This is a genomic window from Erythrobacter sp., assembly GCF_040217515.1.
Taxonomy (GTDB): Bacteria; Pseudomonadota; Alphaproteobacteria; order Sphingomonadales; family Sphingomonadaceae; genus Erythrobacter.
This window is the reverse complement of sequence record NZ_JAVJPT010000008.1, coordinates 143,567-166,702: the sequence shown is the minus strand read 5'-3', so window position 1 is coordinate 166,702 and position 23,136 is coordinate 143,567. Positions and strand designations below refer to the sequence as shown.

General features: G+C 65.9%; 25 protein-coding genes. 9 read left to right on the top strand and 16 right to left on the bottom strand.

The window, feature by feature from the left end; genetic code table 11:
- Positions 1 to 47 precede the first annotated feature (47 nt).
- Genes RIB52_RS10910 through RIB52_RS10890 form a run of 5 tightly spaced genes read right to left on the bottom strand, consistent with a single transcriptional unit; the run spans position 48 to position 4,098 of the window.
- A complete protein-coding gene (locus RIB52_RS10910) occupies positions 48 to 923 on the bottom strand; it encodes an FkbM family methyltransferase (protein ID WP_350175466.1) in 876 nt (291 codons plus the stop codon).
- A 41-nt stretch (positions 924 to 964) separates the two neighbouring features.
- Complete coding sequence (locus RIB52_RS10905) at positions 965 to 1,723, bottom strand: RNA methyltransferase (protein WP_350175465.1); 759 nt, start codon at positions 1,721 to 1,723, stop codon at positions 965 to 967.
- A gap of 30 nt (positions 1,724 to 1,753) precedes the next feature.
- On the bottom strand, positions 1,754 to 2,245 hold the full coding sequence (gene nrdR / locus RIB52_RS10900) for a transcriptional regulator NrdR (protein ID WP_350175464.1): 492 nt from the start codon (positions 2,243 to 2,245) through the stop codon (positions 1,754 to 1,756).
- 36 nt (positions 2,246 to 2,281) lie between these two features.
- On the bottom strand, positions 2,282 to 3,598 hold the full coding sequence (gene glyA, locus RIB52_RS10895; protein WP_350175463.1) for a serine hydroxymethyltransferase: 1,317 nt from the start codon (positions 3,596 to 3,598) through the stop codon (positions 2,282 to 2,284).
- A gap of 20 nt (positions 3,599 to 3,618) precedes the next feature.
- On the bottom strand, positions 3,619 to 4,098 hold the full coding sequence (locus RIB52_RS10890) for an RpiB/LacA/LacB family sugar-phosphate isomerase (RefSeq protein ID WP_350175462.1): 480 nt from the start codon (positions 4,096 to 4,098) through the stop codon (positions 3,619 to 3,621).
- A gap of 178 nt (positions 4,099 to 4,276) precedes the next feature.
- Here RIB52_RS10890 and RIB52_RS10885 point away from each other — a divergent pair, with 178 nt between their 5' ends.
- Together RIB52_RS10885 and RIB52_RS10880 are read left to right on the top strand one after the other, a co-directional pair.
- On the top strand, positions 4,277 to 4,957 hold the full coding sequence (locus tag RIB52_RS10885; RefSeq protein ID WP_350175461.1) for a hypothetical protein: 681 nt from the start codon (positions 4,277 to 4,279) through the stop codon (positions 4,955 to 4,957).
- A gap of 10 nt (positions 4,958 to 4,967) precedes the next feature.
- Positions 4,968 to 5,411, top strand: a complete 444-nt coding sequence (locus tag RIB52_RS10880) for a methyltransferase family protein (protein WP_350175460.1) — start codon at positions 4,968 to 4,970, stop codon at positions 5,409 to 5,411.
- Positions 5,412 to 5,448: 37 nt separating this feature from the next.
- Here RIB52_RS10880 and rpoD read toward each other — a convergent pair whose 3' ends face one another.
- From rpoD to RIB52_RS10865, 3 genes are all read right to left on the bottom strand, one after another.
- Positions 5,449 to 7,485: an RNA polymerase sigma factor RpoD gene (gene rpoD, locus RIB52_RS10875; RefSeq protein ID WP_350175459.1), complete on the bottom strand. Its 2,037-nt coding sequence runs from the start codon at positions 7,483 to 7,485 to the stop codon at positions 5,449 to 5,451.
- A gap of 9 nt (positions 7,486 to 7,494) precedes the next feature.
- Positions 7,495 to 9,459 carry a DNA primase gene (gene dnaG, locus RIB52_RS10870; protein WP_350175458.1) on the bottom strand — a complete coding sequence of 655 codons (1,965 nt, stop codon included), beginning with the start codon at positions 9,457 to 9,459 and terminating at the stop codon, positions 7,495 to 7,497.
- 80 nt (positions 9,460 to 9,539) lie between these two features.
- On the bottom strand, positions 9,540 to 9,992 hold the full coding sequence (locus RIB52_RS10865; protein WP_350175703.1) for a GatB/YqeY domain-containing protein: 453 nt from the start codon (positions 9,990 to 9,992) through the stop codon (positions 9,540 to 9,542).
- A gap of 163 nt (positions 9,993 to 10,155) precedes the next feature.
- On the opposite strand from RIB52_RS10865, the gene carA reads away from it, so the two are divergent.
- The 6 genes from carA (at position 10,156) to greA (ending at position 16,895) form a co-directional block, all read left to right on the top strand.
- Positions 10,156 to 11,349, top strand: a complete 1,194-nt coding sequence (carA, locus tag RIB52_RS10860) for a glutamine-hydrolyzing carbamoyl-phosphate synthase small subunit (protein ID WP_350175457.1) — start codon at positions 10,156 to 10,158, stop codon at positions 11,347 to 11,349.
- Positions 11,346 to 11,795 (top strand): hypothetical protein, encoded by a 450-nt coding sequence (locus tag RIB52_RS10855; protein WP_350175456.1) that lies wholly within the window; start codon positions 11,346 to 11,348, stop codon positions 11,793 to 11,795. Before carA ends, RIB52_RS10855 begins: the two co-directional genes overlap by 4 nt.
- The gene (locus RIB52_RS10850) at positions 11,792 to 12,412 is read left to right on the top strand and encodes a carbamoyl-phosphate synthase large subunit (RefSeq protein WP_350175455.1); all 621 of its coding nucleotides are present in this window, start codon (positions 11,792 to 11,794) and stop codon (positions 12,410 to 12,412) included. Before RIB52_RS10855 ends, RIB52_RS10850 begins: the two co-directional genes overlap by 4 nt.
- Positions 12,409 to 12,933 (top strand): hypothetical protein, encoded by a 525-nt coding sequence (locus RIB52_RS10845; protein WP_350175454.1) that lies wholly within the window; start codon positions 12,409 to 12,411, stop codon positions 12,931 to 12,933. Before RIB52_RS10850 ends, RIB52_RS10845 begins: the two co-directional genes overlap by 4 nt.
- Positions 12,933 to 16,280, top strand: a complete 3,348-nt coding sequence (gene carB / locus RIB52_RS10840; protein ID WP_350175453.1) for a carbamoyl-phosphate synthase large subunit — start codon at positions 12,933 to 12,935, stop codon at positions 16,278 to 16,280. Before RIB52_RS10845 ends, carB begins: the two co-directional genes overlap by 1 nt.
- A gap of 138 nt (positions 16,281 to 16,418) precedes the next feature.
- Positions 16,419 to 16,895, top strand: coding sequence for a transcription elongation factor GreA (gene greA, locus RIB52_RS10835; RefSeq protein WP_350175452.1), 477 nt, complete (start codon positions 16,419 to 16,421; stop codon positions 16,893 to 16,895).
- Between the two features lie 91 nt (positions 16,896 to 16,986).
- On the opposite strand, the gene RIB52_RS10830 is transcribed toward greA, so the two are convergent.
- The 6 genes from RIB52_RS10830 to RIB52_RS10805 form a co-directional block, all read right to left on the bottom strand.
- A complete protein-coding gene (locus tag RIB52_RS10830) occupies positions 16,987 to 17,499 on the bottom strand; it encodes a GNAT family N-acetyltransferase (RefSeq protein ID WP_350175451.1) in 513 nt (170 codons plus the stop codon).
- Complete coding sequence (locus RIB52_RS10825; RefSeq protein ID WP_350175450.1) at positions 17,496 to 17,726, bottom strand: DUF4170 domain-containing protein; 231 nt, start codon at positions 17,724 to 17,726, stop codon at positions 17,496 to 17,498. Before RIB52_RS10825 ends, RIB52_RS10830 begins: the two co-directional genes overlap by 4 nt.
- Positions 17,727 to 17,872: 146 nt before the next feature.
- The gene (locus RIB52_RS10820; RefSeq protein ID WP_350175449.1) at positions 17,873 to 18,484 is read right to left on the bottom strand and encodes a hypothetical protein; all 612 of its coding nucleotides are present in this window, start codon (positions 18,482 to 18,484) and stop codon (positions 17,873 to 17,875) included.
- 163 nt (positions 18,485 to 18,647) lie between these two features.
- The gene (locus RIB52_RS10815) at positions 18,648 to 18,980 is read right to left on the bottom strand and encodes a hypothetical protein (protein WP_350175448.1); all 333 of its coding nucleotides are present in this window, start codon (positions 18,978 to 18,980) and stop codon (positions 18,648 to 18,650) included.
- 1 nt (position 18,981) lies between these two features.
- On the bottom strand, positions 18,982 to 19,536 hold the full coding sequence (locus RIB52_RS10810) for a phage holin family protein (RefSeq protein WP_350175447.1): 555 nt from the start codon (positions 19,534 to 19,536) through the stop codon (positions 18,982 to 18,984).
- A gap of 4 nt (positions 19,537 to 19,540) precedes the next feature.
- Entirely contained in the window at positions 19,541 to 20,173 is a 633-nt protein-coding gene (locus RIB52_RS10805; protein WP_350175446.1) for a hypothetical protein, read from the bottom strand.
- Between the two features lie 300 nt (positions 20,174 to 20,473).
- Here RIB52_RS10805 and eno point away from each other — a divergent pair, with 300 nt between their 5' ends.
- Positions 20,474 to 21,763, top strand: a complete 1,290-nt coding sequence (eno, locus tag RIB52_RS10800) for a phosphopyruvate hydratase (RefSeq protein ID WP_350175445.1) — start codon at positions 20,474 to 20,476, stop codon at positions 21,761 to 21,763.
- Positions 21,764 to 21,792: 29 nt separating this feature from the next.
- On the opposite strand, the gene RIB52_RS10795 is transcribed toward eno, so the two are convergent.
- On the bottom strand, positions 21,793 to 22,539 hold the full coding sequence (locus tag RIB52_RS10795; protein ID WP_350175444.1) for a winged helix DNA-binding protein: 747 nt from the start codon (positions 22,537 to 22,539) through the stop codon (positions 21,793 to 21,795).
- Positions 22,540 to 22,814: 275 nt separating this feature from the next.
- On the bottom strand, positions 22,815 to 23,087 hold the full coding sequence (locus RIB52_RS10790; protein WP_350175443.1) for a hypothetical protein: 273 nt from the start codon (positions 23,085 to 23,087) through the stop codon (positions 22,815 to 22,817).
- Between the last annotated feature and the right edge of the window lie 49 nt (positions 23,088 to 23,136).

Below are 23,136 nucleotides of genomic sequence, written 5' to 3'. Positions count from 1 at the left end.
GCGCCCGGGCGGGCCTGTCCATCAAAGCCTTTGCGGTAATCGCGCGCTCAATAGGTCGGCGTGGCAAGCACGTCGTAATGCCGCCCTCGCCCATAGCGCCGCCGCTGCGCAAAGCCCGCCCGCGCCAGTGCCCGTTCGATTCGCGCCGCATCGCTCCAGCGATCGTCGTGCTCGTAGAACAGGCCGCAGACCCGCTCGCCCAGCGCCGAGCCGAGCAATTGGTCGATCACCACCGCCTCGTGCCCCTCGACATCGATCTTGGCAAAAATCGGCAAGTGGCGGGGCAGGTGCGGCACGATCCGGGCTGCGGTGACGAGCGCGACGTCGATCCGCGCAGCATCGCCGCTGCGCGCGGCGAGGTGCGGCCCGAGGGTGGCAAGCCCGCTATGCGCGCGGCCGAGAGTGATGGTGGCCGATCCGCTGCGCTCCGACAGGCCGACATTGAGCGCAATCGCACGGCCTGCCAGCCCGGCGGCGGCGAGATTGGCCTCGAGCCGGGCATGGGTTGCCGGCACCGGGTCGAGCGCAAGGATCGCCTCGCAGGCGGGATTGCGCCCGGCGATGAGCGAGAACAGGCCCTGGTTGGCGCCCACGTCGAGAAAGGCGAACGGCACGTCCAATGCCCCGATCAGGTCGGCGAGATAGGAGCCATAGGTTCCGTAATGGCAATAGGCATAGGTCTTGTCCGACCAGTTCGGCCACATCGCAACGCCATAGACCGAACGCACGGGAGCCGCCTTGCCGCCGCACAGCGCGCCGCCGGTGGCCCGGTGGACATGGCGCATGGCCCGCGCGCGCAGGACCCTGAGATGGCGCCAGAACAGGAAATCGCGGGCCATCGCCGCCGGGCGGTGGAGCGGCCGGGCAAAGGCGCGCGCGGCGGCGATCGCCTCGGTGCGCCCCGCGGTTCGACCCGTGGCCATTCGCAAGGTCGCGTCCACCCGCTGTCCCCTCGCAGGCCCGCTCAGGCCTTCGGCTCGCGCTCGAGCGTGCTGAGAATGCCGCGCAGCGTGCGCACTTCCAGATGGTTCCAGCCCGGCCTCGTCAGCACGCTGCGCAACGTGCGCCGGGTGGCTTCGGCGCGGGTTTCGGGGAGGAAATAGCCTTTCGGCTCAAGCATCCGTTCGAAATGCGCGATCAGTCCGTCGAGTTCGGCCTGCGAGGCGGGGGGCAGGGCGTCCTCGGCGGTGGGCTGGACGAGATCGGGCAGGGCGCGGCCCCCGGCTTCGGCCTGCTCGCGCCCGATCCGCGACCATTCATAGGCGACGAGAATCACCGCCTGCGCAAGATTGAGCGATCCGAATTCGGGATTGATCGGCACGGTCAGGATATGCCGGGCGAGCGCGACGTCCCCGGTTTCCAGCCCCGAACGTTCGGGGCCGAAGAGAACCGCATGACGCCCCGCGCCCGCGTGGATGAGCTGCGCGGCCCCGTCCGCTCCGACGACGGGCTTCGTCACGCCGCGTTTCCTGACGGTCGTCGCATAGACATGGGCGCAGTCCGCGACCGCTTCGGCGGTGGTGTCGAAAACCTTCGCGTTTTCGAGCACCATGTCCGCCCCTGCTGCGGCCGGACCTGCGGAGGGGTTGGGCCATCCGTCGCGCGGCGCGACGAGACGCATTTCGGTAAGCCCGAAATTGAGCATGGCGCGCGCCGCCTTGCCAATATTTTCGCCCAATTGCGGGCGCACCAGCACCATGACCGGCTTCGTCGTCTTGTCCATCGCGCCCGGTTCCCGCCCCTGATTCCCGCTTTATTCCTGCGCCGCCTTCGCGCCGCCCGCTTCGGTGACGGTGCTGGCGAATTCCTCGAAATCGCGCGCCTCGGAGAAATCGCGATAGACGGATGCGAAGCGGATATAGGCGACGCTGTCGATCTGCCTCAGGCCATCCATCACCAGTTCGCCGATATGGGAGGAGGAGACTTCCGCCTCGCCTGCGGTTTCGACCTGGCGCTGGATCCCGCTCACCAGCTGGTCGATCTGTTCCTGCCCGATCCCGCGCTTGCGGCAGGCGAGCGCGACCGAGCGTTCGAGCTTGGCCCGGTCGAAGGGTTCACGCCGCTGGGGCGTGCCGTCGGCCCCGGCCTTGACGATGGTGACCTCGCGCAGCTGGACGCGCTCGAAAGTGGTGAAGCGCGCGCCGCACTTGGTGCATTGCCGCCGGCGACGGATCGCGGTCGCGTCCTCGGTCGGGCGCGAATCCTTCACCTGGCTGTCCTCGTGGGCGCAGAAGGGGCAGCGCATTTCTCGTGTCGTTCTCTTAGGGCCGCCCTTGGCGCGTTACAGGCCGGGATAGACCGGGAAAGCGTCGCACAAATCCGAAACGCGCGCGCGCACACTTTCCTCGACCTGAGCATCGCCTTCGGCACCGTTCCGGGAGAGGCCGTCCACGACCTCCGCGATCAGCTTGCCGACGGTGCGGAATTCGGCCGGGCCGAAACCGCGCGTCGTGCCCGCCGGCGTGCCGAGCCGGATGCCCGAGGTGACGAAGGGCGAGCGCGTGTCGAAGGGGATGCCGTTCTTGTTGCAGGTAAGCCAGGCGCGATCGAGGCCTTTTTCCGCGTCCTTGCCGGTCACGTCCTTGGCCGAAAGATCGACCAGCATGGAATGGTTGTCCGTCCCGCCGGAGACGATGCGCAAGCCGTTTTCCTCCAGGCTCGCGGCGAGCGCGCGGGCGTTCTCGACGATGCGGTGGGCATAGGCCTTGAATTCGGGAGCGAGCGCTTCGCGAAAGGCGACCGCCTTGGCCGCGACGACATGCATCAGCGGGCCGCCCTGCAGGCCGGGGAAGACCGCCATGTTCAGCGGCTTGGTATATTTCTCGTCATTCCACAGGATGATGCCCGAACGCGGACCGCGCAGGGATTTGTGGGTGGTCGAGGTGACAATGTCGCAATGCGGGAAGGGTGAGGGATGCGCGCCGCCTGCGACGAGGCCCGAAATGTGGCTCATGTCGCACAGCAGGATCGCGCCGACCTCATCGGCGACCTTGCGGAACGCGGCGAAATCCCAGGTCCGCGAATAGGCCGTGCCGCCGCATATGATGAGCTTCGGCTTGTGTTCGCGCGCGGTTTTCGCAACTTCGTCCATGTCGATCAGCTCGTCGCCTTCGCGCACGCCATAGCTGACCGGATTGAACCACTTGCCGCTCATATTGACGGGCGAGCCATGGGTGAGGTGGCCGCCGGAATTGAGATCGAGCCCCATGAAGGTGTCGCCGGGCTGGAGCAGGGCGAGGAACACGGCCTGGTTCATCTGCGAGCCGGAATTGGGCTGCACATTGGCGAAATTGCAACCGAACAATTGCTTGGCGCGATCTATTGCCAGCGTTTCGACCACGTCGGCATAGTCGCAGCCCCCGTAATAACGCTTACCCGGATAGCCCTCGGCATATTTGTTGGTGAACACGCTGCCCGTCGCTTCGAGCACGGCGCGGCTCGCGATGTTTTCCGATGCGATCAGTTCGATCTTGTCGCGCTGGCGGGCAAGCTCCTTGGTGACGGCCGCGGCGATTTCGGGATCGGCGGTCTGGAGGTCGTCGTTCCAGAATGCATCCATTTCGGGCGTGTCGACGATTTGCGCGGGAGCGGTGCTCATAGGGGCCTCCTGAAGGCGGGTTACTGGTGGGTTTCGATGCGGTCGGCCGCAAAGGGCGGGGTGCCGAGCTTCGCCACGCGGCGGCGGTGGCGTCCTTCGGGTTCGGCGGCATCGGCGAATTCGGTCGCAAGGAAGGTCGCGACGCAGCTTTTCGCCATCTCGATACCGACAAGCCGCGCGCCGAGCGCAATCACGTTGGCATCGTTGTGATCGCGCGCAAGCGCGGCGGAAAGCGGTTCCGACACATTCGCGCAGCGCACCTGCGGGTGGCGGTTGCAGCTCATGGAGATGCCGATCCCCGACCCGCACAGCGCGATTCCGTAATCGGCCGTGCCTTCGGCGATGACTTCGGCCAGCTTGTAGCCGTAATCGGGATAATCGACGCTCTCGCCCTCGCCGGGGCCGAGATCGGCGACTTCGTGGCCTTCGTCGATCAACCATTCGGCCAGCTCGGCCTTGAGGTCGGTCGCGGCGTGATCGGAAGCGATGGCGATGCGCATGCTCCCTTCATAGAGACTGTCGCGCCCGGCTTCCACCCCGCGCGGGCTTTATTCGGGCCTTTCGCGGCGAATGGGCGGCTTTCGAGAGACGAGGCTTGCGCGTGCGAGTGGAAAATGCACTTTACCGCTCGTCTCTGCACTTTTCCCTATGCCGCTTTTTTCCTTGCCGGTGAGGTCCATGCGAAACCGCCTTCTGCTGCGCGCCCTTTGCGCTATCCTGACGCTGTTCGCCCCGGTCGCCCTGCTTGCGCAGGAAGGCCGCGAGGCCGAGCGCATAAGCCGCGCTTCCGCGCTCGATCCCGGACATGGCGCGGTGATCCTGTCGGTCAGGAGCGAGCTTTTCCTGCTCGAAGAACTGAGCGTGTGGTTCGTGCGGGAGGGCGGGAGCCTCGATAATCCCGGCGACCTGGTGCGCTTTACCCGCAGCCAGCCCATGCTCGCTTTCGCGAACCGGACCACCCAATACAAGGTCCGCGCCTACCAGCTTCCCGCCGGGCGCTGGCGGCTCGCGGGGCACGGGGTCAAATGCGAGAAAGTGCCCGCTCCGGACGAGCGTTGCCTCGTCGAGATCAAGGTGCTTGGCATCGGCGAAACGGTGAGCTTTCCCAGCCGCGGCTACGACGAGGACGCGCCGGTTTTCGAGGTGCGCGCAGGTGCGGTCACGAATGCGGGCGATTGGGGGCTGACCGCGAGGAACACGATCGAATGGTCGCAAATCCCCGCCGATGAGGCGGGCGAGTGGCAGCGGCGATTTGCCGCCCTGCCGCGTGCGCCCGATCCGCAGGTGCCGGAGGAGTATCGCCTGAAATACGGCCTCTTCCCGCGCAGCTATGACGACGACAAGAACCGGCGGTATTGAAGGGGTCGGCATGGAACTTCGCATCCCTCCGCCCGTGCAGGTCGCGCTCTCGATCGCGCTGATGGCGGGAATCGGCCGGGTCGCACCCCCACCGGGTGTCGAACTGCCCTGGCTGACCGCGCTGCTGGCGACGGGCGCGCTCGCTTTCCTGTTCGCTCCGGCGGTGGGCTTTTCCCGGGCGCGCACGACGGTCGACCCGATACATCCGGAACGCGCCGAGCGCCTCGTCACCAGCGGGCTTTTCCGCGTCTCGCGCAATCCGATGTATGTCGGCATGGCGATGCTGCTGGGCGCGGTGGCGGCGTGGGATTTCGCCTGGGGACACCTTGCGGTCATCGCGGCGTTCGTCTGGTGGATGACGCGCTTCCAGATCATCCCCGAGGAACGCGCGCTGGAGGCGCGTTTCGGGGAGGAATACCGCGCCTACAGGGCGAGCGTGCGGCGCTGGTTGTGAACCGGAAGAGGGACGAAATCCGGCTCGCGGCGTAGGATCACTGGTCGAGAAAGGACCGCATCTTGCGGCTGCGGCTCGGGTGCTTGAGCTTGCGCAGCGCTTTCGCCTCGATCTGGCGGATGCGTTCGCGGGTCACGGAGAATTGCTGGCCGACTTCCTCGAGCGTGTGATCGGTGTTCATCCCGATGCCGAACCGCATGCGCAGCACGCGTTCCTCGCGCGGGGTGAGGCTGGCGAGCACGCGGGTGACCGTCTCCTTGAGGTTCGCCTGGATCGCCGCGTCGACGGGGATGACCGCGTTCTTGTCCTCGATGAAATCGCCGAGGTGGCTGTCTTCCTCGTCGCCAATGGGCGTTTCGAGGCTGATCGGCTCCTTGGCGATCTTCATCACCTTGCGCACCTTTTCGAGCGGCATGGACAGCCGCGCGGCCATTTCCTCAGGGGTCGGCTCGCGGCCCTCCTCGTGGAGGAACTGGCGCGAGGTGCGCACCAGCTTGTTGATCGTCTCGATCATGTGGACCGGGATGCGGATGGTGCGCGCCTGGTCGGCGATGCTCCGCGTGATCGCCTGCCGAATCCACCACGTCGCATAAGTGCTGAACTTGTAACCGCGGCGATATTCGAACTTGTCGACCGCCTTCATCAGGCCGATATTGCCTTCCTGGATCAGGTCGAGGAATTGCAGCCCGCGATTGGTGTATTTCTTGGCGATGGAAATCACGAGGCGCAGGTTCGCCTCGACCATTTCCTTCTTCGCGATACGCGCCTCGCGCTCGCCCTTCTGCACCATGTTGACGATGCGGCGGAATTCCGGGAGCGCCATGCCGGTCTGCGCGGAGATGTCGGTGATCTCGGTGCGAATGCGCTCGATCGCGTCGGCTTCCTTCTCGAGGAAGGCGGCCCATTTCTTGTCTTTCTTGGCGCGCTCCTTGATCCAGGCATCGTCGAGCTCATTGCCGACATAGCCCTTGAGGAAGTCGATCCGCTTGATCTTGTGGCGCTCGGCAAGGCGCAGCATCTGGCCGCCCAGCGCGGTCAGGCGGCGGTTGAAGGCGTAGAGATTGTCGACCAGGAATTCGATCTTGGTCGCGTGGAACTGCATCGATTCCACTTCCGCCGTCAGCTCTTCGCCGAGCTGTTCGTATTTCTTTTCCTTGGCCTTGGGAAAGTCCCCGCCAGCGGCCAGTGTCTCGACCCGTTCGGCCTGCAATTTCTCAAAGGAATTGAATAGCTTGGTAATGCGCGCAAAACGCTCGATCGCCTCCGGCTTGAGCGCGGCTTCCATCTGGGCGAGGCTGAGGGTGTTGTCCTCTTCGTCCTCGTCCTCGCGCTTGGACGAGCCGCCCTCGCCGTCCTCGTCCTCTTCGCTGTCCTCGTCCGCCTCTTCCTCGTCGTCGTCGCGGATCGTGGGCCCGGCGGTTTCCTCGGAGATTTCGCCGTCATCGTCATCGTCGGCATCCTCGGCCATCTTGTCGGCCGGCGGTTCCTTCGACAGCATCGCGTCGAGATCGAGGATCTCGCGCAGCTGCATGTCCTCGGCATTGAGCGCTTCGGACCACTGGATGATCGCGTGGAAGGTGATCGGGCTTTCGCACAGGCCCATGATCATCATGTCGCGGCCCGCCTCGATCCGCTTGGCGATGGCGATCTCGCCTTCGCGGCTCAGCAGTTCGACCGCGCCCATTTCGCGCAGATACATGCGCACCGGATCGTCGGTGCGTTCCCCACCGGTGGTTTTCTTGACCGCGGCCTTGGGGTCCTTCTTGGTCTTGGCGGCATCCGCGTCTTCGCCCTCGTCCGGGCCGACGGCGATTTCCTCGACTTCGGCTTCGGCTTCGGCCTCCGCTTCTGCTTCTTCGTCGTTCTCGACGATCTGGACGCCCATTTCGGAAAGCGCGGTCTGGATATCCTCAATCTGGTCGGGGCTCATTTCGCCCGAGGGCAGGGCCTCGTTCAGCTCGTCATAGGTGACGTAGCCCTTCTTCTTCGCCTTTGAGATCAGCTTTTTCACCGATGCCTCGTTAAGGTCGATCAGCGGGGCATCGTCGTCCTGGGTTTTCGCGCTCGAAGCCATGCGGTCCTGTCAATCCCTTGCGCCCGCCGCGGGAGGGTCGTTCGTGTCCCCAGCCGCGAGAGCCGTTTTGTCCGATCCGACCGCATCCGCGGCCGGGTCCCTGTCCGTCGCCGCCGGAGCGGCTTTCCTGCGCCCGAAGGCCTTCAGGCGTTCATCGACTGTCGTGAGCTGTTCGCGCAGCCGAACCTGCTCGGCGAACGATCCTTCCGGATCGCTGTCGAAACGGTCGATCGTGGCTGCCAGGGCAGCCTCCAGCGCCGGCCTTTCGACCAGTAACGCAACAGCCTCGGCCAGTTCCTCGCGCGCTTCGTCCGGTGTGGTCCCTTCCCTGAGGAAGGCGTATCGATTGTCGACCGGCGGGGCGGGAATGCCTTGAGCAGGGGATATGGCCTTTCCCCCGCGCGAATCAAGCGTTTCGGACAATTCGATAAGCGATTCGATCGCGGGTGCGGCTTTCGGGTCATGCCGGGCGAGCCGCGAGAGCGCTTCGACATGGGGTGCGATAAGCTGAGGATGACGCAGGAAGCCCGCGATCACCGCTTCGCTCAGCGAATGACGCGCGCCGCCTTCGATAAGCCGGCGCAATGTCGCGCGCGCCTCGGGTGAAAGCGGTGCGGGCCGGGCGGTCCCGCCCTGCCATGCGCCCCTTTGCGGCGCGGCGCGCGCAGCGGTGCGGGGCGGGCGCGGCGGATAGGCGAAAGCGGAGAAGCGATCGAGCCATTCGCGCCGGTAGAGCGCGCGGATATCGGGATCGCCGATCGTCTCCGTATGCTCCATCAGCCGCGCTTTCAGTCCGGCCTTGGCCTCGGGACTGTCCAGCGGCTGCGCATCGCGTTCGTATTCCCACACGGTCTCGAGCAGGCTGGCGGGCTCGGCAAGCAGCGCCTCCATCGCCTGCTTCCCCTTCTCGCGCAGCAGGTCGTCGGGATCGAGACCGGCGGGCAGGCGAACGATGCCGAGCGTACGCGCAGGCTTGAGCAGCGGCAGCGCGCGGGCAATCGCCCGCATCGCCGCCTTCTGCCCTGCGCTATCGCCGTCGAAGCACAGCACCGGGCGCTCGACCATGCGCCAGAGCATTTCGAGCTGCGTCTCGGTCAGCGCCGTGCCGAGCGGGGCGACGGCATCGGCAAACCCCGCCTGGGCGAGTGCGACGACGTCCATGTAACCCTCGACCACGATGACCCGGCCCGACTGGCGCGCGGCGGGCGCGGCGCGGTGGAGGTTGTAGAGCGTGCGTCCCTTGTCGAACAGCGGCGTGTCGGGGGAATTCAGGTATTTCGCGACCCCGTCACGCTTCCCAAGGATACGCCCCCCGAAGGCGATCACCCGCCCGCGCGCGTCCTGGATCGGCAGCATCACTCGGCCCCGGAAACGGTCGTAGGTCTTGCCACCTGTCCCGGACCCCGATCCGGGATCATCGGTCCGGATGCGCATGCCGGTTTCGACCAGCATGTCGTCCTCGAACCGCGACAAGGCACGCGCAAGCGCCTGACGATCGTCGGGCGCATAGCCGAAACCGAATTCGCGCAAGGTGGCAGCCGAAAAGCCGCGCCCCTCAAGATAGTCGCGCGCCGCCCGCCCGTTCTCGTTCGCAAGCTGACCAGCGAAAAAATCCTGCGCCGCGGTGGTCACGTCGATCAGGCTGGCACGCTGTTCGGCCTTCTGCGCGGCGACCGGATCGGGCGCGGGCACTTCCATCCCGGCCTCGGCGGCCAGTTCCTTGATCGCGTCCATGAAGGACAGGCCGCGCTGCTCGATCATCCAGCTGATGACATCGCCATGCGCCCCGCAGCCGAAGCAGTGGTAGAAACCCTTGTCGTCGCTGACGGTGAAGCTCGGCGTGTTTTCGGAGTGGAACGGGCAGCACGCTTTCCATTCGCGCCCCGCCTTGGTGAGCTTGGTCGTGCGCCGGATCACGCCCGACAGGGTGATCCGCGCGCGCAGCTCGTCCTTCCATTGCGGGGTGATGGTCATGCGGCAAGGGTGCGCGCGAAAGCGCCCGCGATCAAGCGCGCCGACGCATCAGGATGTGCAAGACCGCGAGCCAAGCCCGCTCAGCTCAGCGATTGCTTGACCAGCGCGCTCGCCATCTTGCCGTCGAGCACCGCGCCGTGGCGCTTTTTCAACTCGCCCATGACGGCGCCCATGTCCTTCATGCCGAACGCGCCCGTTTCCGCCTTGATGGCTTGAATCGCGGCCATGACTTCGGCCTCGCTCATCATCGTGGGAAGGAATTCCTCGATCACGGCGAGCTCGGCTTTTTCCTTCTCCGCGAGTTCGGTGCGCCCGCCGCTTTCGTACATTGCGATCGATTCGCGCCGCTGCTTCGCCATTTTCTGGAGCACGCCGGTGACCAGTTCGTCGTCGTCCAACGCCTTGTCGCTGGTGCGCTGTTCGATATCGCGGTCCTTGATCTTGGCGGAGATCTGGCGCAGCGCGGCCGTGCGTTCCTTGTCGCCGCCCTTCATCGCCTGGACGGTCGCGGTCTTGATTTCGTCCCTTATCATTGCAGTTACATCCCGATCGGTCATGTTATCTGTGGAAGAGATCAATATGGGGCGCGCCCTAGCTTATGGGAAGCGCCGCGCCTAGCTTGACGAGGTCGGTGCGCGGGCCTAGCGCATGGGACTTAGCACGCATTGCCGGTCAACCTTTCCAACGGAGCGCCCCATGGCCCTTTCCGCGACGACGCCTGCGCAACCGAAAGGGGCGACCGGATGCCTTGTCCTGGCCGACGGGACTGTCGTCTGGGGGAGGGGCTTCGGAGCCGAGGGCGCAGCGGTGGGCGAGGTGTGCTTCAACACCGCGATGACGGGCTACCAGGAGGTGATGACCGATCCCTCCTATGCCGCCCAGATCGTCACCTTCACCTTTCCCCATATCGGCAATGTCGGCGCGAATGCCGAGGATATCGAAAGCGCCTTCGACAACGGCGTGGAAAGCGCGGTGGGATGCGTGGTGCGCGAGGACGTGACCGAGCCGAGCAATTTCCGCAGCCTCGAGAGGTTTACCGAATGGATGGCGGCGGCGGGCAAGATCGGCCTTGCGGGGGTCGACACCCGCGCGCTCACCCGCCGCATCCGCACCTCCGGCGCGCCCAATGCGGTGATCGCCCATGCGAGCGATGGCAGCTTCGACATTCCCGCGCTCATCGAGCGGGCGCGGGTCTGGGCGGGGCTGGAGGGAATGGACCTGGCCGGGCGGGTAAGCCGCGAAAAGCGCGAGGAATGGACCGGCGGTCACTGGACGCTCGGGGCCGGCTATGGCGAAAGCGCCGCGGAAAAACCGCACGTGGTCGCGGTGGATTACGGGTCGAAGGACAATATCTTCCGCAATCTCGTGCGCGCCGGGGCGAAGGTGACGGTGGTCCCCGCGCGGGCGAGCTTCGATGAGATCATGGCGCTGGAGCCGGACGGCGTGTTCCTGTCGAACGGCCCGGGCGATCCGGCGGCGACGGGCGAATATGCGGTGCCGGTGATCCGGCAATTGCTCGATGCCCACGTGCCGATCTTCGGCATTTGCCTGGGCCACCAGATGCTCGCCATCGCCGCCGGAGCGCGGACGTTGAAGATGCACCAGGGCCATCGCGGCGCGAACCACCCGGTGCAGCGCGTGGGCGAGGGGTGGGGCGAGAGCGTCGGCCTCGTCGAGATTACCAGCATGAACCACGGTTTCGCCGTAGATGCGGACACCCTGCCCGACACGGTGGAACAGACCCATGTCTCGCTGTTCGACGGGACGAATTGCGGCATTGCGATCCGCGGCAAGCGGGCCTTCGGGGTGCAGTACCACCCGGAAGCCTCGCCGGGGCCGCAGGACAGTTTCTATCTGTTCGAGAAGTTCGTCGGGGGTCTCGCGCAATGAAGCGACTGGTTCTTCCGATCCTGAGCGTGTTCGTTTTCATCGGTTACTTCGCATGGCGTGACTGGGGGGTCCCGATCGATACCGAGAACGATAATCACTGCGCTGCAGTGACCAGTGCCTTTATCGTGGTCGGCATGGGAGAACTTGGCATCAAGGAGCTTGCCGGGGTGCCGGCGATGGCAAGTTTCCTCAAGGAAAGGGCACAGGAAAACGCTCGATCCGAAGCCGAATTGAAGGAAGAATTCGATCGGCTGCGGCAGGCCGTTCTCGACGATCCGCGGCTCTACAACAACGAGCTGATCGCGTGTATCGACCGCACCTTGCCCGACCCCGAGTTCCGAAATTACATCCGCGAAGGCGTAGCTGGAGCCAGGGAGCGGTTTGAGGAAACGCGACAGCGCATCGAGCGCATGAGGCAGCAGATGGACCAAGCGGTCGAGCAATGATGGTTTTATCCCGTTATTATCGACTGTTGGCCGGGGCGCTTACGGGCTGCGCCATTCTGGTCGCACCCCTCGCCGCCCAAAACCCCGCGATGACCCCGCCCCCGCTCGCCCAGTGGCCCGGCGCGCAGATCGCGCGCGGGGTCGCGTTTCAGGGCGACGGCTCGCTCACCATCCGCGAGGCCGAAACCGGTCTGCCCATTCTCGCCTTCTGGCGGCCCGTCCTGTTCCGCGAGGAAACCGACGAGCCGATTGCGGGCCGCATGGATTGCAAGGTCGCCGCCGTCGAAGGGCCCTATGATGCCGAACGCTTCGATCCCGATGCGCTCCACGAAGCCGCGCGCGAGCTGCGCGAGCGGCAGGGCTATATCGACGAGGACGTGCTGCGCGATATCGGCGAGCATGTCCGCCGGCTCGACGTGGTCGGCCGTCGCAACCGGCCGCATCAGCATTATGTCCTGTCCTACATCCTCGTGCGCGACGGGACCCGTCTGATCGACATCCGTCGCAACTGCACCTTCATCCACGGCAAGGGCGTGACAGCGATCGACCCCTTGCCCTATGTCCATCGCTACACCAGGCTCACCTATGCTTTCCGGCCGAACGGAGGCGAGGGATGAGCCCAGCGCGCCTCGCCATCCTCGCCGCTATGCCGATGATCGGCGGCTGCTCGCTGCTCTGGCCCGAGGACGAACGGGTCGGGACCGAAAGCGCGGCGGACTGCGCCTCGCGCGTGGCCGAGGCGCTGGGGCCGGGATCGGATTTCCGCAGCTACGAGGGCGAGATCGGCGTTCCCACCTTCACCTACGATATCACCAAGATGGAGCTGGAAGAGGTGCAGGCGCTGATCGTCGCGGGCAGCGACGAAACCGCCGGTTCGCGCGGGATGACCTCGACCAACGAGACGCAGACCGCCGTCGAACGTTTCATGAGCCAGCCCGCCGACGAAAAAGGCAGCTTCTTCCTCGGCCGCGATCCGGCGCTCTACCGCATTCGCGGCGAGATGCAGCCGGTCGCCGACATGATCGCAAACGGCTGCGCGCGGCAGAAGGCGGACATGCGCCTGATCGACGTGCAGGTCGCCGCAGGCCCCGCCGAACTCCAACAAGCGCCCGAACCCGAACAAGAGACGCAACGCTGATGCCCAGACGCACCGACATATCCTCCATCCTCGTCATTGGCGCAGGCCCCATCATCATCGGGCAGGCGTGCGAATTCGACTATTCGGGCACGCAGGCGATCAAGGCGCTCAAGGAAGAGGGCTACCGGGTGATCCTGGTGAATTCCAACCCGGCGACGATCATGACCGATCCGGAATTCGCCGACGCGACCTATGTCGAGCCGATCACGCCGGACATCGTCGCCAAGATCATCGCCAAGGAAAAGCCCGACGCGCTGCTGCCGACGATGGGAGGGCAGACCGCGCTCAATTGCGCGCTGAAACTCGATGAAATGGGCGTGCTGGCCGAGCACGGCGTGGAGATGATCGGCGCGCGCGCCGACGCCATCGACAAGGCCGAGAACCGCCAGCGTTTCCGCGAGGCGATGGATGCGATCGGGCTGGAAAGCGCGGCTTCAGGGGTTGCCAACACATTGGACGAAGCGCGCGAGGTTCTCGAGCGCACGGGCCTGCCCGCGATCATCCGGCCCTCCTTCACGCTCGGCGGGACGGGCGGGGGCATCGCCTACAACACGCAGGAATTCGAGACGATCGTGCGCGAAGGGCTCGATGCCTCGCCCACCACCGAAGTCCTGATCGAGGAATCGCTCCTCGGTTGGAAGGAATACGAAATGGAGGTGGTGCGCGACCGGTTCGACAACGCGATCATCATCTGCGCGATCGAGAATGTCGATCCGATGGGCGTGCATACGGGCGATTCGATCACCGTCGCCCCGGCACTGACCCTGACGGACAAGGAATACCAGATCATGCGTTCGGCCAGCATCGCATGCTTGCGCGAGATCGGGGTGGAGACGGGCGGCTCCAACGTCCAGTTCGCCGTCAATCCGAAGGACGGGCGGCTGATCGTGATCGAGATGAACCCGCGCGTTTCGCGCTCCTCGGCGCTCGCATCCAAGGCGACGGGCTTTCCCATCGCCCGCGTCGCGGCGAAGCTGGCGGTGGGATACACGCTCGATGAAATCACCAACGAGATCACCGGGGCGACGCCTGCCAGTTTCGAGCCGACGATCGACTATGTCGTCACCAAGATTCCCCGCTTTGCCTTCGAAAAGTTCAAGGGCTCGGAGGCGACGCTTTCGACCGCGATGAAATCGGTCGGCGAGGTCATGGCGATCGGACGCAATTTCGCCGAGTCGATGCAGAAGGCGCTGCGCGGGCTGGAGACCGGGCTCGACGGGTTCAACCGCATCACCGAACTCGAAGGCGTATCGAAGGACGTCATGACCGCCGCCCTGTCGCGCCGCACGCCCGAGCGCATCCTCAAGATCGCGCAGGCCTTCCGCGAGGGGCTGACGATCGAAGAGGTCGGCGCCGTCACCTTCTACGATCCATGGTTCCTGCGCCAGATCCACGCCATCATCGAAGCCGAGCGCGAGGTCCAGTCCGACGGCCTGCCGCGCGATGCCGAAGGGCTCAGGCGGCTTAAGGCGATGGGCTTTTCCGACCGCCGCCTCGCGACGCTCGCCGTGCGCTCGGTCGGGGTTGCAGGCGGGCTTGCCGAAACGCAGGCGAAAAGCTCCGGCCTGCTGCACGACGCGTTGCAGGCAATGGCCGGGGCGACCAGCGAGGAGGAGGTGCGCGCGCTGCGCACGAAACTCGACGTGCTGCCGGTGTTCAAGCGGATCGATTCCTGCGCCGCCGAATTCGAGGCGGTCACGCCCTATATGTATTCGACCTATGAAGCGCCCAGTTTCGGGCAGGCCGAATGCGAGGCCGACCCGTCCGACCGCCGCAAGATCGTCATCCTCGGCGGGGGGCCGAACCGGATCGGGCAGGGGATCGAATTCGACTATTGCTGCGTCCACGCCTGTTTCGCGCTGGGCTCCGAAGAAGGTGGGGCGGGCTTCGAGACGATCATGGTCAATTGCAATCCCGAGACCGTCTCGACCGATTACGACACCTCCGACCGGCTCTATTTCGAGCCGCTCACGGCCGAGGACGTGCTCGAAATCCTGCGCGTCGAACAGAGCAAGGGCGAGCTCGTCGGCGTGATCGTCCAGTTCGGCGGGCAGACGCCCTTGAAGCTCGCGCAGGCGCTGGAGGATGCGGGCATTCCCATCCTCGGCACCAGCCCCGACGCGATCGACCATGCCGAGGATCGCGAGCGGTTCGCCAAGCTGGTCAACAAGCTGAAACTGAAACAGCCCGACAACGGCATCGCCTATACCCGCGACGAGGCGGCGGCGGTGGCGGCGCGGATCGGCTATCCCGTGCTGCTGCGGCCATCCTTTGTCCTGGGCGGGCGGGCGATGGAGATCGTCGACAGCGAGGCCCAGCTTGATGATTACATCTCGAGCGCGGTCACCGTATCCGGCGACAGCCCCGTTCTCGTCGACCAGTATCTGCGCGATGCGATCGAGGTCGATGTCGATGCGCTATGCGATGGCGAGGACGTGCGCGTCGCCGGCGTCATGCAGCATATCGAGGAAGCGGGTGTCCATTCGGGCGACAGCGCCTGCACCCTGCCGCCCTATTCGCTCCCGCCCGAGATCGTCGCGGAAATGGAGCGGCAGGCCGATGCGCTCGCCCGCGCGCTCGATGTGGTGGGCCTCATGAACGTGCAATTCGCGGTCAAGGACGACGAGGTGTACCTGATCGAGGTAAATCCGCGCGCCAGCCGCACCGTGCCTTTCGTCGCCAAGGCGATCGGGCAGCCCGTCGCCAAGATCGCCGCGCGGGTCATGGCAGGGGAGAAGCTGGCCGATTTCGAGCCCTTCCGGCGCGAGCTGGCCTACATGGCAGTAAAGGAAGCGATCTTTCCCTTCAGCCGCTTCCCCGGCGCCGACCCCGTGCTGACCCCGGAAATGAAATCGACCGGCGAGGTCATGGGGATCGACACCACGTTCGAGGCCGCCTTCCTGAAATCGCAGCTGGGCGTAGGGATGGCGCTCCCGCGCGAAGGCACGGTGTTCGTCTCGGTCAAGAATTCGGACAAGGCGGGCATTGTCGATGCGGTGCGCTCGCTCATCGCGGAGGGCTTCCGCATCATCGCGACCGCCGGCACGCAATCCTTCCTCGCCGAACAGGGCCTCGACGTGGAGCGGGTCAACAAGGTTGCCGAAGGCCAGCCGCACATCGTCGACCGGATCATCGATGGTGAAATCGCGCTGATCTTCAACACCACCGAAGGCTGGCAGTCCCTGCTCGATTCGAAGTCGATCCGCGCCAGCGCACTCGAAAAGAAGGTGCCCTATTACACCACCGCCGCCGCCAGTCGCGCCGCGGCGGCGGCGATTTGTGCAGTCAGGCCGCATCAGCTTGAAGTCCGTTCGCTGCAGGACTATTATGAAGGGCCGACCACGTAACGGCCCTTTCCGACATTCCGCGTGCTCGACCGGTTCCCTCGCCCGCCGAGGGAGTGCGGTGGCGGATTGCAAAAAGAACGGACCTTTTGGTGGGGACAACAGTTCGGATGCGGGGGGCCGAGGAGGAAAAGGACGGACATGGCAACAATGGAAAAAGTTCCGATGCTGGTGGAGGGCTATGAGAGGCTGACCGCCGATCTCAAGACCCTGCGCGAAGAACGCCCCAAGATCGTCGACGCGATCGAGGAAGCGCGCGCGCACGGCGACCTGTCGGAAAACGCGGAATATCACGCCGCCAAGGAGCGGCAGGGCCAGGTCGAGGCACAGATCGCCGAGATCGAGGACAAGGTCAGCCGCGCCCAGATCATCGACCCCAAGACGCTGTCGGGCGACAAGGTCGTGTTCGGCGCGACCGTCACCCTGCTTGACGAGGACGACAAGCCGATCCGTTACCAGATCGTCGGGCAGACCGAAGCGGATGCCGGCAGCGGCCGCATTTCCTATTCCTCGCCCATGGCGCGCGCCCTGATCGGCAAGCAGGTGGGCGACGAGATCGAGGTGACGGTGCCTTCGGGCGACAAGTTCTACCTCGTCGACAAGATCGAATTCATCTGAAGCCATATCGCAGGGGCATGCACCCCGCGCAGGCGGGGGCATAGCTCGCTGTCGCGCTCTATCCGGGCGAAATCCCCGGCGGCGCGGGGACTCACCTGCCGGAAAGGGGTTTTGCCATCGCGTAATTGTGGATCGGAACGCTGCGTCCGGCGTGCTCGAGCGCGAAATTGCGGCGGCGCGAGTGCTCGAACCCGGTGCGCGCGAAAACCGGACGGGCCACCTCGCTCGCTTCGGTCAAAAGCACGGCAAGGCCGCGCCGCGCTGCATCCGCCTCGATCCGCACCAGCAGGGCCGAGGCGACGCCGCGCCCGCCATGGTCCGGGTGGCAATAGAGCATGTCGATATGCCCGGTCGGCTCCATGAGGGCATAGGCTATCGCCCGGTCGGCCCCGTCGGTTGCGACGAGGATCGTATCGCCTTTCGGCGCGCCCTGGAGAAAGCGGCGCGGATCGGGGTGGCGCGCGGCCCATGCGGCGACCTGTTCGCTCGTATAGGCCTGTGCCGCGGTCGCGCGGATCGCGGCCAGCGTCAGGCGGCCAAGCGCCTCGGCATCGGCGGGGCGGAACGGGCGGATCGCGCCCCCGCTTCCGCCCTGCGCGCTCATTCCTCGGGCGTCAGCAGCTTGTGGATGTGGACCACGACATATTTCATCTCGGCATCGTCGACCGTGCGCTGCGCCTGTGCGCGCCAGGCCTCGACCGCGGCATCGTAGGAGCTGAAAATGCCGACGACATGGAGGCTTTCCGGGTCCTGGAATTCATGGCCGCGCGGGTCCTTGACGCGCCCGCCCATGACGAGGTGGAGACGTTGGTTCGGGGTGGTTTCTGCCATGTGCACGGGTCCTTGAGATCGTCGCCCCCTCGCGCTGGACGCGAATAAGGGCCGGGGGAGGAAAATCCCCGCAGCCCTTAATCGCTTTCACCGGCGGAGCAAGCCCGCCGCCTGCGGCGGGCCGGTCCGAAAAAGCCTTTGCTGCCTCAGCCCGTTACGCGGTCCTTGAGGCCGCGCACCGTGCGGCGCGCCTTGCGCTGCGTGCGGCGGGCCGTGTCGCGGGCGCCGTCGGCGACGGTTCCGGCGCGATATTCGGCCTTGCGCCGCGCCTTGCGCGCGGCCGCTTCGGCGCTGTCGGACAGATCCTCGATCCGGTCCTGCCCGGCCTCGGCGGCGCTGAGCGTTTCCTCCACCAGCTTGAGGATATAGGCGGTGAGCGCATTGATCAGCGGGGTAAAGACCGCTTCCCCGCCCTTCTTGGCCGCACTGCCCGCAGCGCTCGCGGCACTGCCGGCAGCGCCCGCCGTGGCGCTCGCCGCGCGGCCTGCGGCGCGTCGGCCGGGCGGAGTGGCGAGACCGATCAGGATGCCGATCCCGATTGCCCCCGCGACCACGGTCAGCGGATGGGCACGGGTGTAATCGCGGGCGGCCACTGCGGCGTCGCGCGCATCGTCGGCGAGGCTGCGCTCGGCGATCCGGCGCTCGCTCGCTTCGATCTTGGCGCGCAATTCGTCGCGTTTGTCGAGGCCGTTGCCGTTGGTATGGGCCGTTTCGGCGGTCTTTTCCCAGGTCGTCTCCCCGGTCGTCGTGTCGGTCATGGTGTCTCCTTGCCCGCCATTTGCGAGCGCTTTCCTGCGGCGCATGACATACGCCTTTTCGGCTTCTCGTGAAAGCAACGGGACGAGGGGCGTGCATGTTCCCATTGCCTCTGGCCCCGTTTCGCATCGTTGGCCTGTGCCGGTTGCCGTGCGCGCGGGCGCTTTATGCCCCCTCGGGTTCCCCGTCGTCGGCCTTCTCGTCTTCGGCTTCCCCTTCAGGCCCGCGCAGGCCGATAATCTCGAGGATCGGTTGCCGCGCGAAGAACAGGAAGAGCGCGCCGACAAGCACCGCGATCGCGCCGCGATTGTCGTCGGCGCGGTCCTTTGCGATGTCGTAGACTTCCTCGGCGCCGTCTTTCACCCGGGCCCCGGTGCGCTTGGCAAGGTTTCCCGGCGCGAAGGTTTCCCTGGCGTGGGCGATGTCGGCCTTGAGCACGGCGAGCGCGGCGTTGCGCAGCGCGCGATCTTCGGCAAGGCGCGGGTCGATTTCGGCCATTTCAGCTTTCTCCCGCGTCCGGCACGTCCGATCTGGGCGGATCGTCCTTGGCGAAGATCGCGCCGATCCGCTTGCCGCGCTGCGCCGCCTGCCAGCCGAGCAGGCCGGTGGCGAGCAGCAGCGCGCCCACGACGATCGCGATCGATCCCCAGATCGTCACCAGCGGGGCGAGCGCGATCACCATGCCGACCGCGAAGGCGAGCACCGCGACATGCAGCACGACCACCGCGACCACCACCAGGCCGAGTGCGATGCCGGCATTCTTCCCCGCGAGGCTTGCGCGGGTCTTCTGGAAATTGAGTTCGGCCTCGGCATAGGTCCGCCCGTCATCGATCAGCGCGGCGAGTTCCTCGGTGAGGGATTCGTTCAGGCCTTCCTCCGGCGCGCCGACCGTCGTCGGGTCGGCGGGCATGTCGGCAGGGGCATTGCCGGGATCGAAGGGATCCTCGATCCGGCCAATGTCGTCCGGCGGCAGCGGCTCGTCCCCGCGCTGGGCGGGGGCCGGGTCGGCATCCGTTTCGGTCTCCGCCCCGGCAGCCGTTCGTGTCGCGGCCACGCCCTCAGTCGCGCGAGCCGCTGAACAGGCGCGCGAAGACAAAGCCTGCGAGCGCGGCAATGCCGACCGCGAGGCCCGGGCTCTTGCGCACGAATTCGCGCGCGTCCTCGCCCAATTCCTCGACGCTTTTCTCTTCGAGCTTGGCCGAGGTTTCGGTCAGGCTGCGCGAAGCCTTGCGGGCATAATCGCCATATTGCTCGCCGAAGCGGTCGTCGATCTTGGTCGCGGTGTCGGTGACGACATGGGACAGCGAGACGAGGCCTTCGCTGACCGATTTCTTGCCCTCGGCCGCGAGTTCGCCCGCGCGGGTCTTGGCCTTTTCGGAATATTCCTCGCCCGTGCCCGCGGCCTGTTCACGATAGGCACCCGCGCGGCTCTGCGCTTCGGTGCGCAGTGCGGCGGCACCGGCCTTGGCTTCCTCGAGCGCGGCATTGAAGCGGCTCTTCGCCTCGGCGGCGTGATCGCTGTCCGCGCCCTTGGCGAGAGCGCCGGTCTTGTTCGAGGACGCGGCCTTTTTCGGACCGGTCGACTTGGTGGTCGAACCCTTGGTCGATTTCGCCGGAGTCTTCTTGGCCGCGGTCGATTTCGTCGTGGTCGATTTCGTCGTGGTCGATTTCGTGGTGCTGCTTTCTGCCATGATCGTCTCGTCACCTCCCGTGATCGGATGATTGCAATAGGAATTCACTTCTTCGCCTGCTTATGCAATGGCCTTGCGGCGAAAAAGGTCCGAAACTACGCCTGCCTGGCCCTGTGCGATCGCTCCCGCGCGAACGGGGTCATCCGCCGCTTGCGCAGCCCCGGCGGGGCGCATAGGGACGCACCCGACAGCGGGGGCAAGGGACAGGGTCGGGGATTGCGCGGCGAATAGCAGGCTTCCCCTGTTCCCATCCCGGTTCCTGCCTTGCAAACATACACAACTTCACAGCCGGAGCCAAACATGACCGCGATCATCGATCTTCACGGGCGCGAAATCCTCGACAGCCGGGGCAATCCCACGGTGGAGGTCGACGTTCTGCTCGAGGATGGAAGCTTCGGCCGCGCGGCCGTGCCCTCGGGCGCGTCGACCGGGGCCCACGAAGCGGTCGAACTGCGCGACGGCGACAAGGGCCGCTACAAGGGCAAGGGCGTGCTGGACGCGGTCAATGCGGTCAACACCGAGATCCGCGAGCTTCTGGTGGGCCGTTTCGATGCCGAGGACCAGCGCGACATCGACATGGCGCTGATCGCGCTGGACGACACGCCCAACAAGGCCCGCCTTGGCGCGAACGCGATCCTCGGCACCAGCCTCGCGGCCGCGAAAGCGGCGGCCAGTGCGCGCGGCCTGCCGCTCTATTCCTATGTCGGCGGGGTGGCGGCGCATGTCCTGCCCGTGCCGATGATGAACATCATCAATGGCGGAGAACACGCCGACAACCCGATCGACATCCAGGAATTCATGGTCATGCCGGTCGGCGCGGAGAGCATCGCCGAGGCCGTGCGCTGGGGTTCGGAAATCTTCCACACGCTGAAGAAGGGGCTTTCGGACAAGGGGCTCGCAACCTCCGTGGGCGACGAGGGCGGCTTTGCCCCCGACCTTGCGAGCACCCGCGCCGCGCTCGATTTCATCATGACCAGCATCGAGCAGGCCGGGTTCAAGCCCGGCGAGGACGTGGCGCTCGCGCTCGACTGCGCGGCGACCGAATTCTTCAGGGACGGCAAATACGAGATCGCGGGCGAGAACCTCTCCCTGTCGGGCGAGGAAATGGCCGATTACCTTGCGAAACTGTGCGGCGACTATCCGATCCGCTCGATCGAGGACGGCATGAGCGAGGACGATTTCGACGGGTGGAAGGCACTGACCGACAAGATCGGCGACCGCGTCCAGCTGGTCGGCGACGACCTGTTCGTGACCAATCCGGCGCGCCTTGCCGACGGGATCGCGCGCGGCCTTGCCAATTCGCTGCTGGTCAAGGTCAACCAGATCGGAACGCTGACCGAAACGCTCCAGGCGGTCGATATGGCGAAGAGCGCGCGTTACACCAGCGTGATGAGCCACCGGTCGGGCGAGACAGAAGATGCGACCATCGCCGATCTCGCGGTGGCGACCAATTGCGGGCAGATCAAGACCGGCAGCCTCGCCCGCTCTGACCGGCTTGCGAAATACAACCAGTTGATCCGGATCGAGGAAGAGCTGGGCACGAGCGCGGCCTATGCCGGGGCGGGCTGTTTTGGTGCGCTGAAAGGCTGATCCGCGCGGGCGGCTGCAGCGATGCGGAACTAGTGCGCGCCTGCGGCGAGCGTAAAATAGCGATCCATCGCCTCCAGCCCTCGCGCTGTCAGGCGCACCAGCACCCGGCGCTGGTCGTCCGGATCGTGTTCGCGGCGGACCAGGCCTTCTTTCGCCAGCACGCCGAGCCAGCGCAGCCCCGTCGTCGGCGGGGCGGCCGAGCCGATGCACGCGCTCGACACCGAGACGTCCTTGCTCTCGGCATGGGCGATATAGAGGTCGAGCAATATGTCCCAGGCGGGTTCGCCGAACAGGTCGGGATTGCCGAAGATCGCCCCGCGGCGCCGGCGCGCGGCATAGACCCTGCGCGCGGCTACGGCATTGGTGCGCCGCCGCTGGCGCTGCTCGGCGGGCGGAGCCTCCTGCCGTGCGTGTTCCGTGGAAGAGCCTGCTGCGGCCAGGGCATTCTCCGCCGGGACTTCGGGATCAGCGGCGAATTCGGCCCCGCGCAATTGCCGCGCTATCGCCAACAGCTGTTCGGCAAGGTCTTTCGGATCGGGGTCTTTCGGATCGGGCGGCTCGGGGGTTGACCCTTGCGCACCGGTGGGCGTCGGCTTGACAGGCCCCGTATCGACCGAGTGCAGGCTGCGTGCCCGAGGTCGATGCGGCTCATGGCCGGGCGGGGATGATAGCCCACACGCTTCGCCGGTGGAGGCTTGTTCGTCGCGGGTCGGGGCCTCGTCCCCGGGTAAATCATCGAAGGGATCGACGAATGCGGTGATGCGCGCGTCATCCATCGTTCCCGCTCCGAAGAAAAGCCGATGCCACCGGGGAGCGCCCCGATAGCGGGCGGGAGGATGGACAGGTGGGAACGTTCGAGCCAGCCATAGTGGTTCGACCTTCTGCTGCGACCATGATTATGGGGTGTTTCCCGCCGGCAGGCCGGAACGGACCGCCGGGCAAATCGCCCCTGCTGACCCAGTTGTTAGCCGATCGAAGGTTTCCTGGCTTTACGTGTCACTACTCAGTCGAACTGCGTAGTCCACGTCGCATCGCGCCGCACCACGCCTGATCAGTTGGGCTGTCCTGTCGCCGGCAGGATCCAGAGCAGGCGCGGGTCGAGCGAGACGAGCCTTTCCCTGTCGCCTTTGCGCGCGGCATGAATTGAATCGCATCCGTCGCCGGAGCCCGTCGCTTCGCCGAGAGCGGTGAGATGTTCGATCGCCGCATTGACGTGGATGGCGGCAATCCCGGCGCCGATCCGATCGAGCCGCGCGAGACAATCGTGCAAGATGTCGGCGATTTCGGCAAGTTCGTCTTCGGTCGCGTTGTCGTGTGTGTTCAAAATGGATCCCCTCTGAGTGCGCGATTCGCCGCGACCCCCGGACGAATGC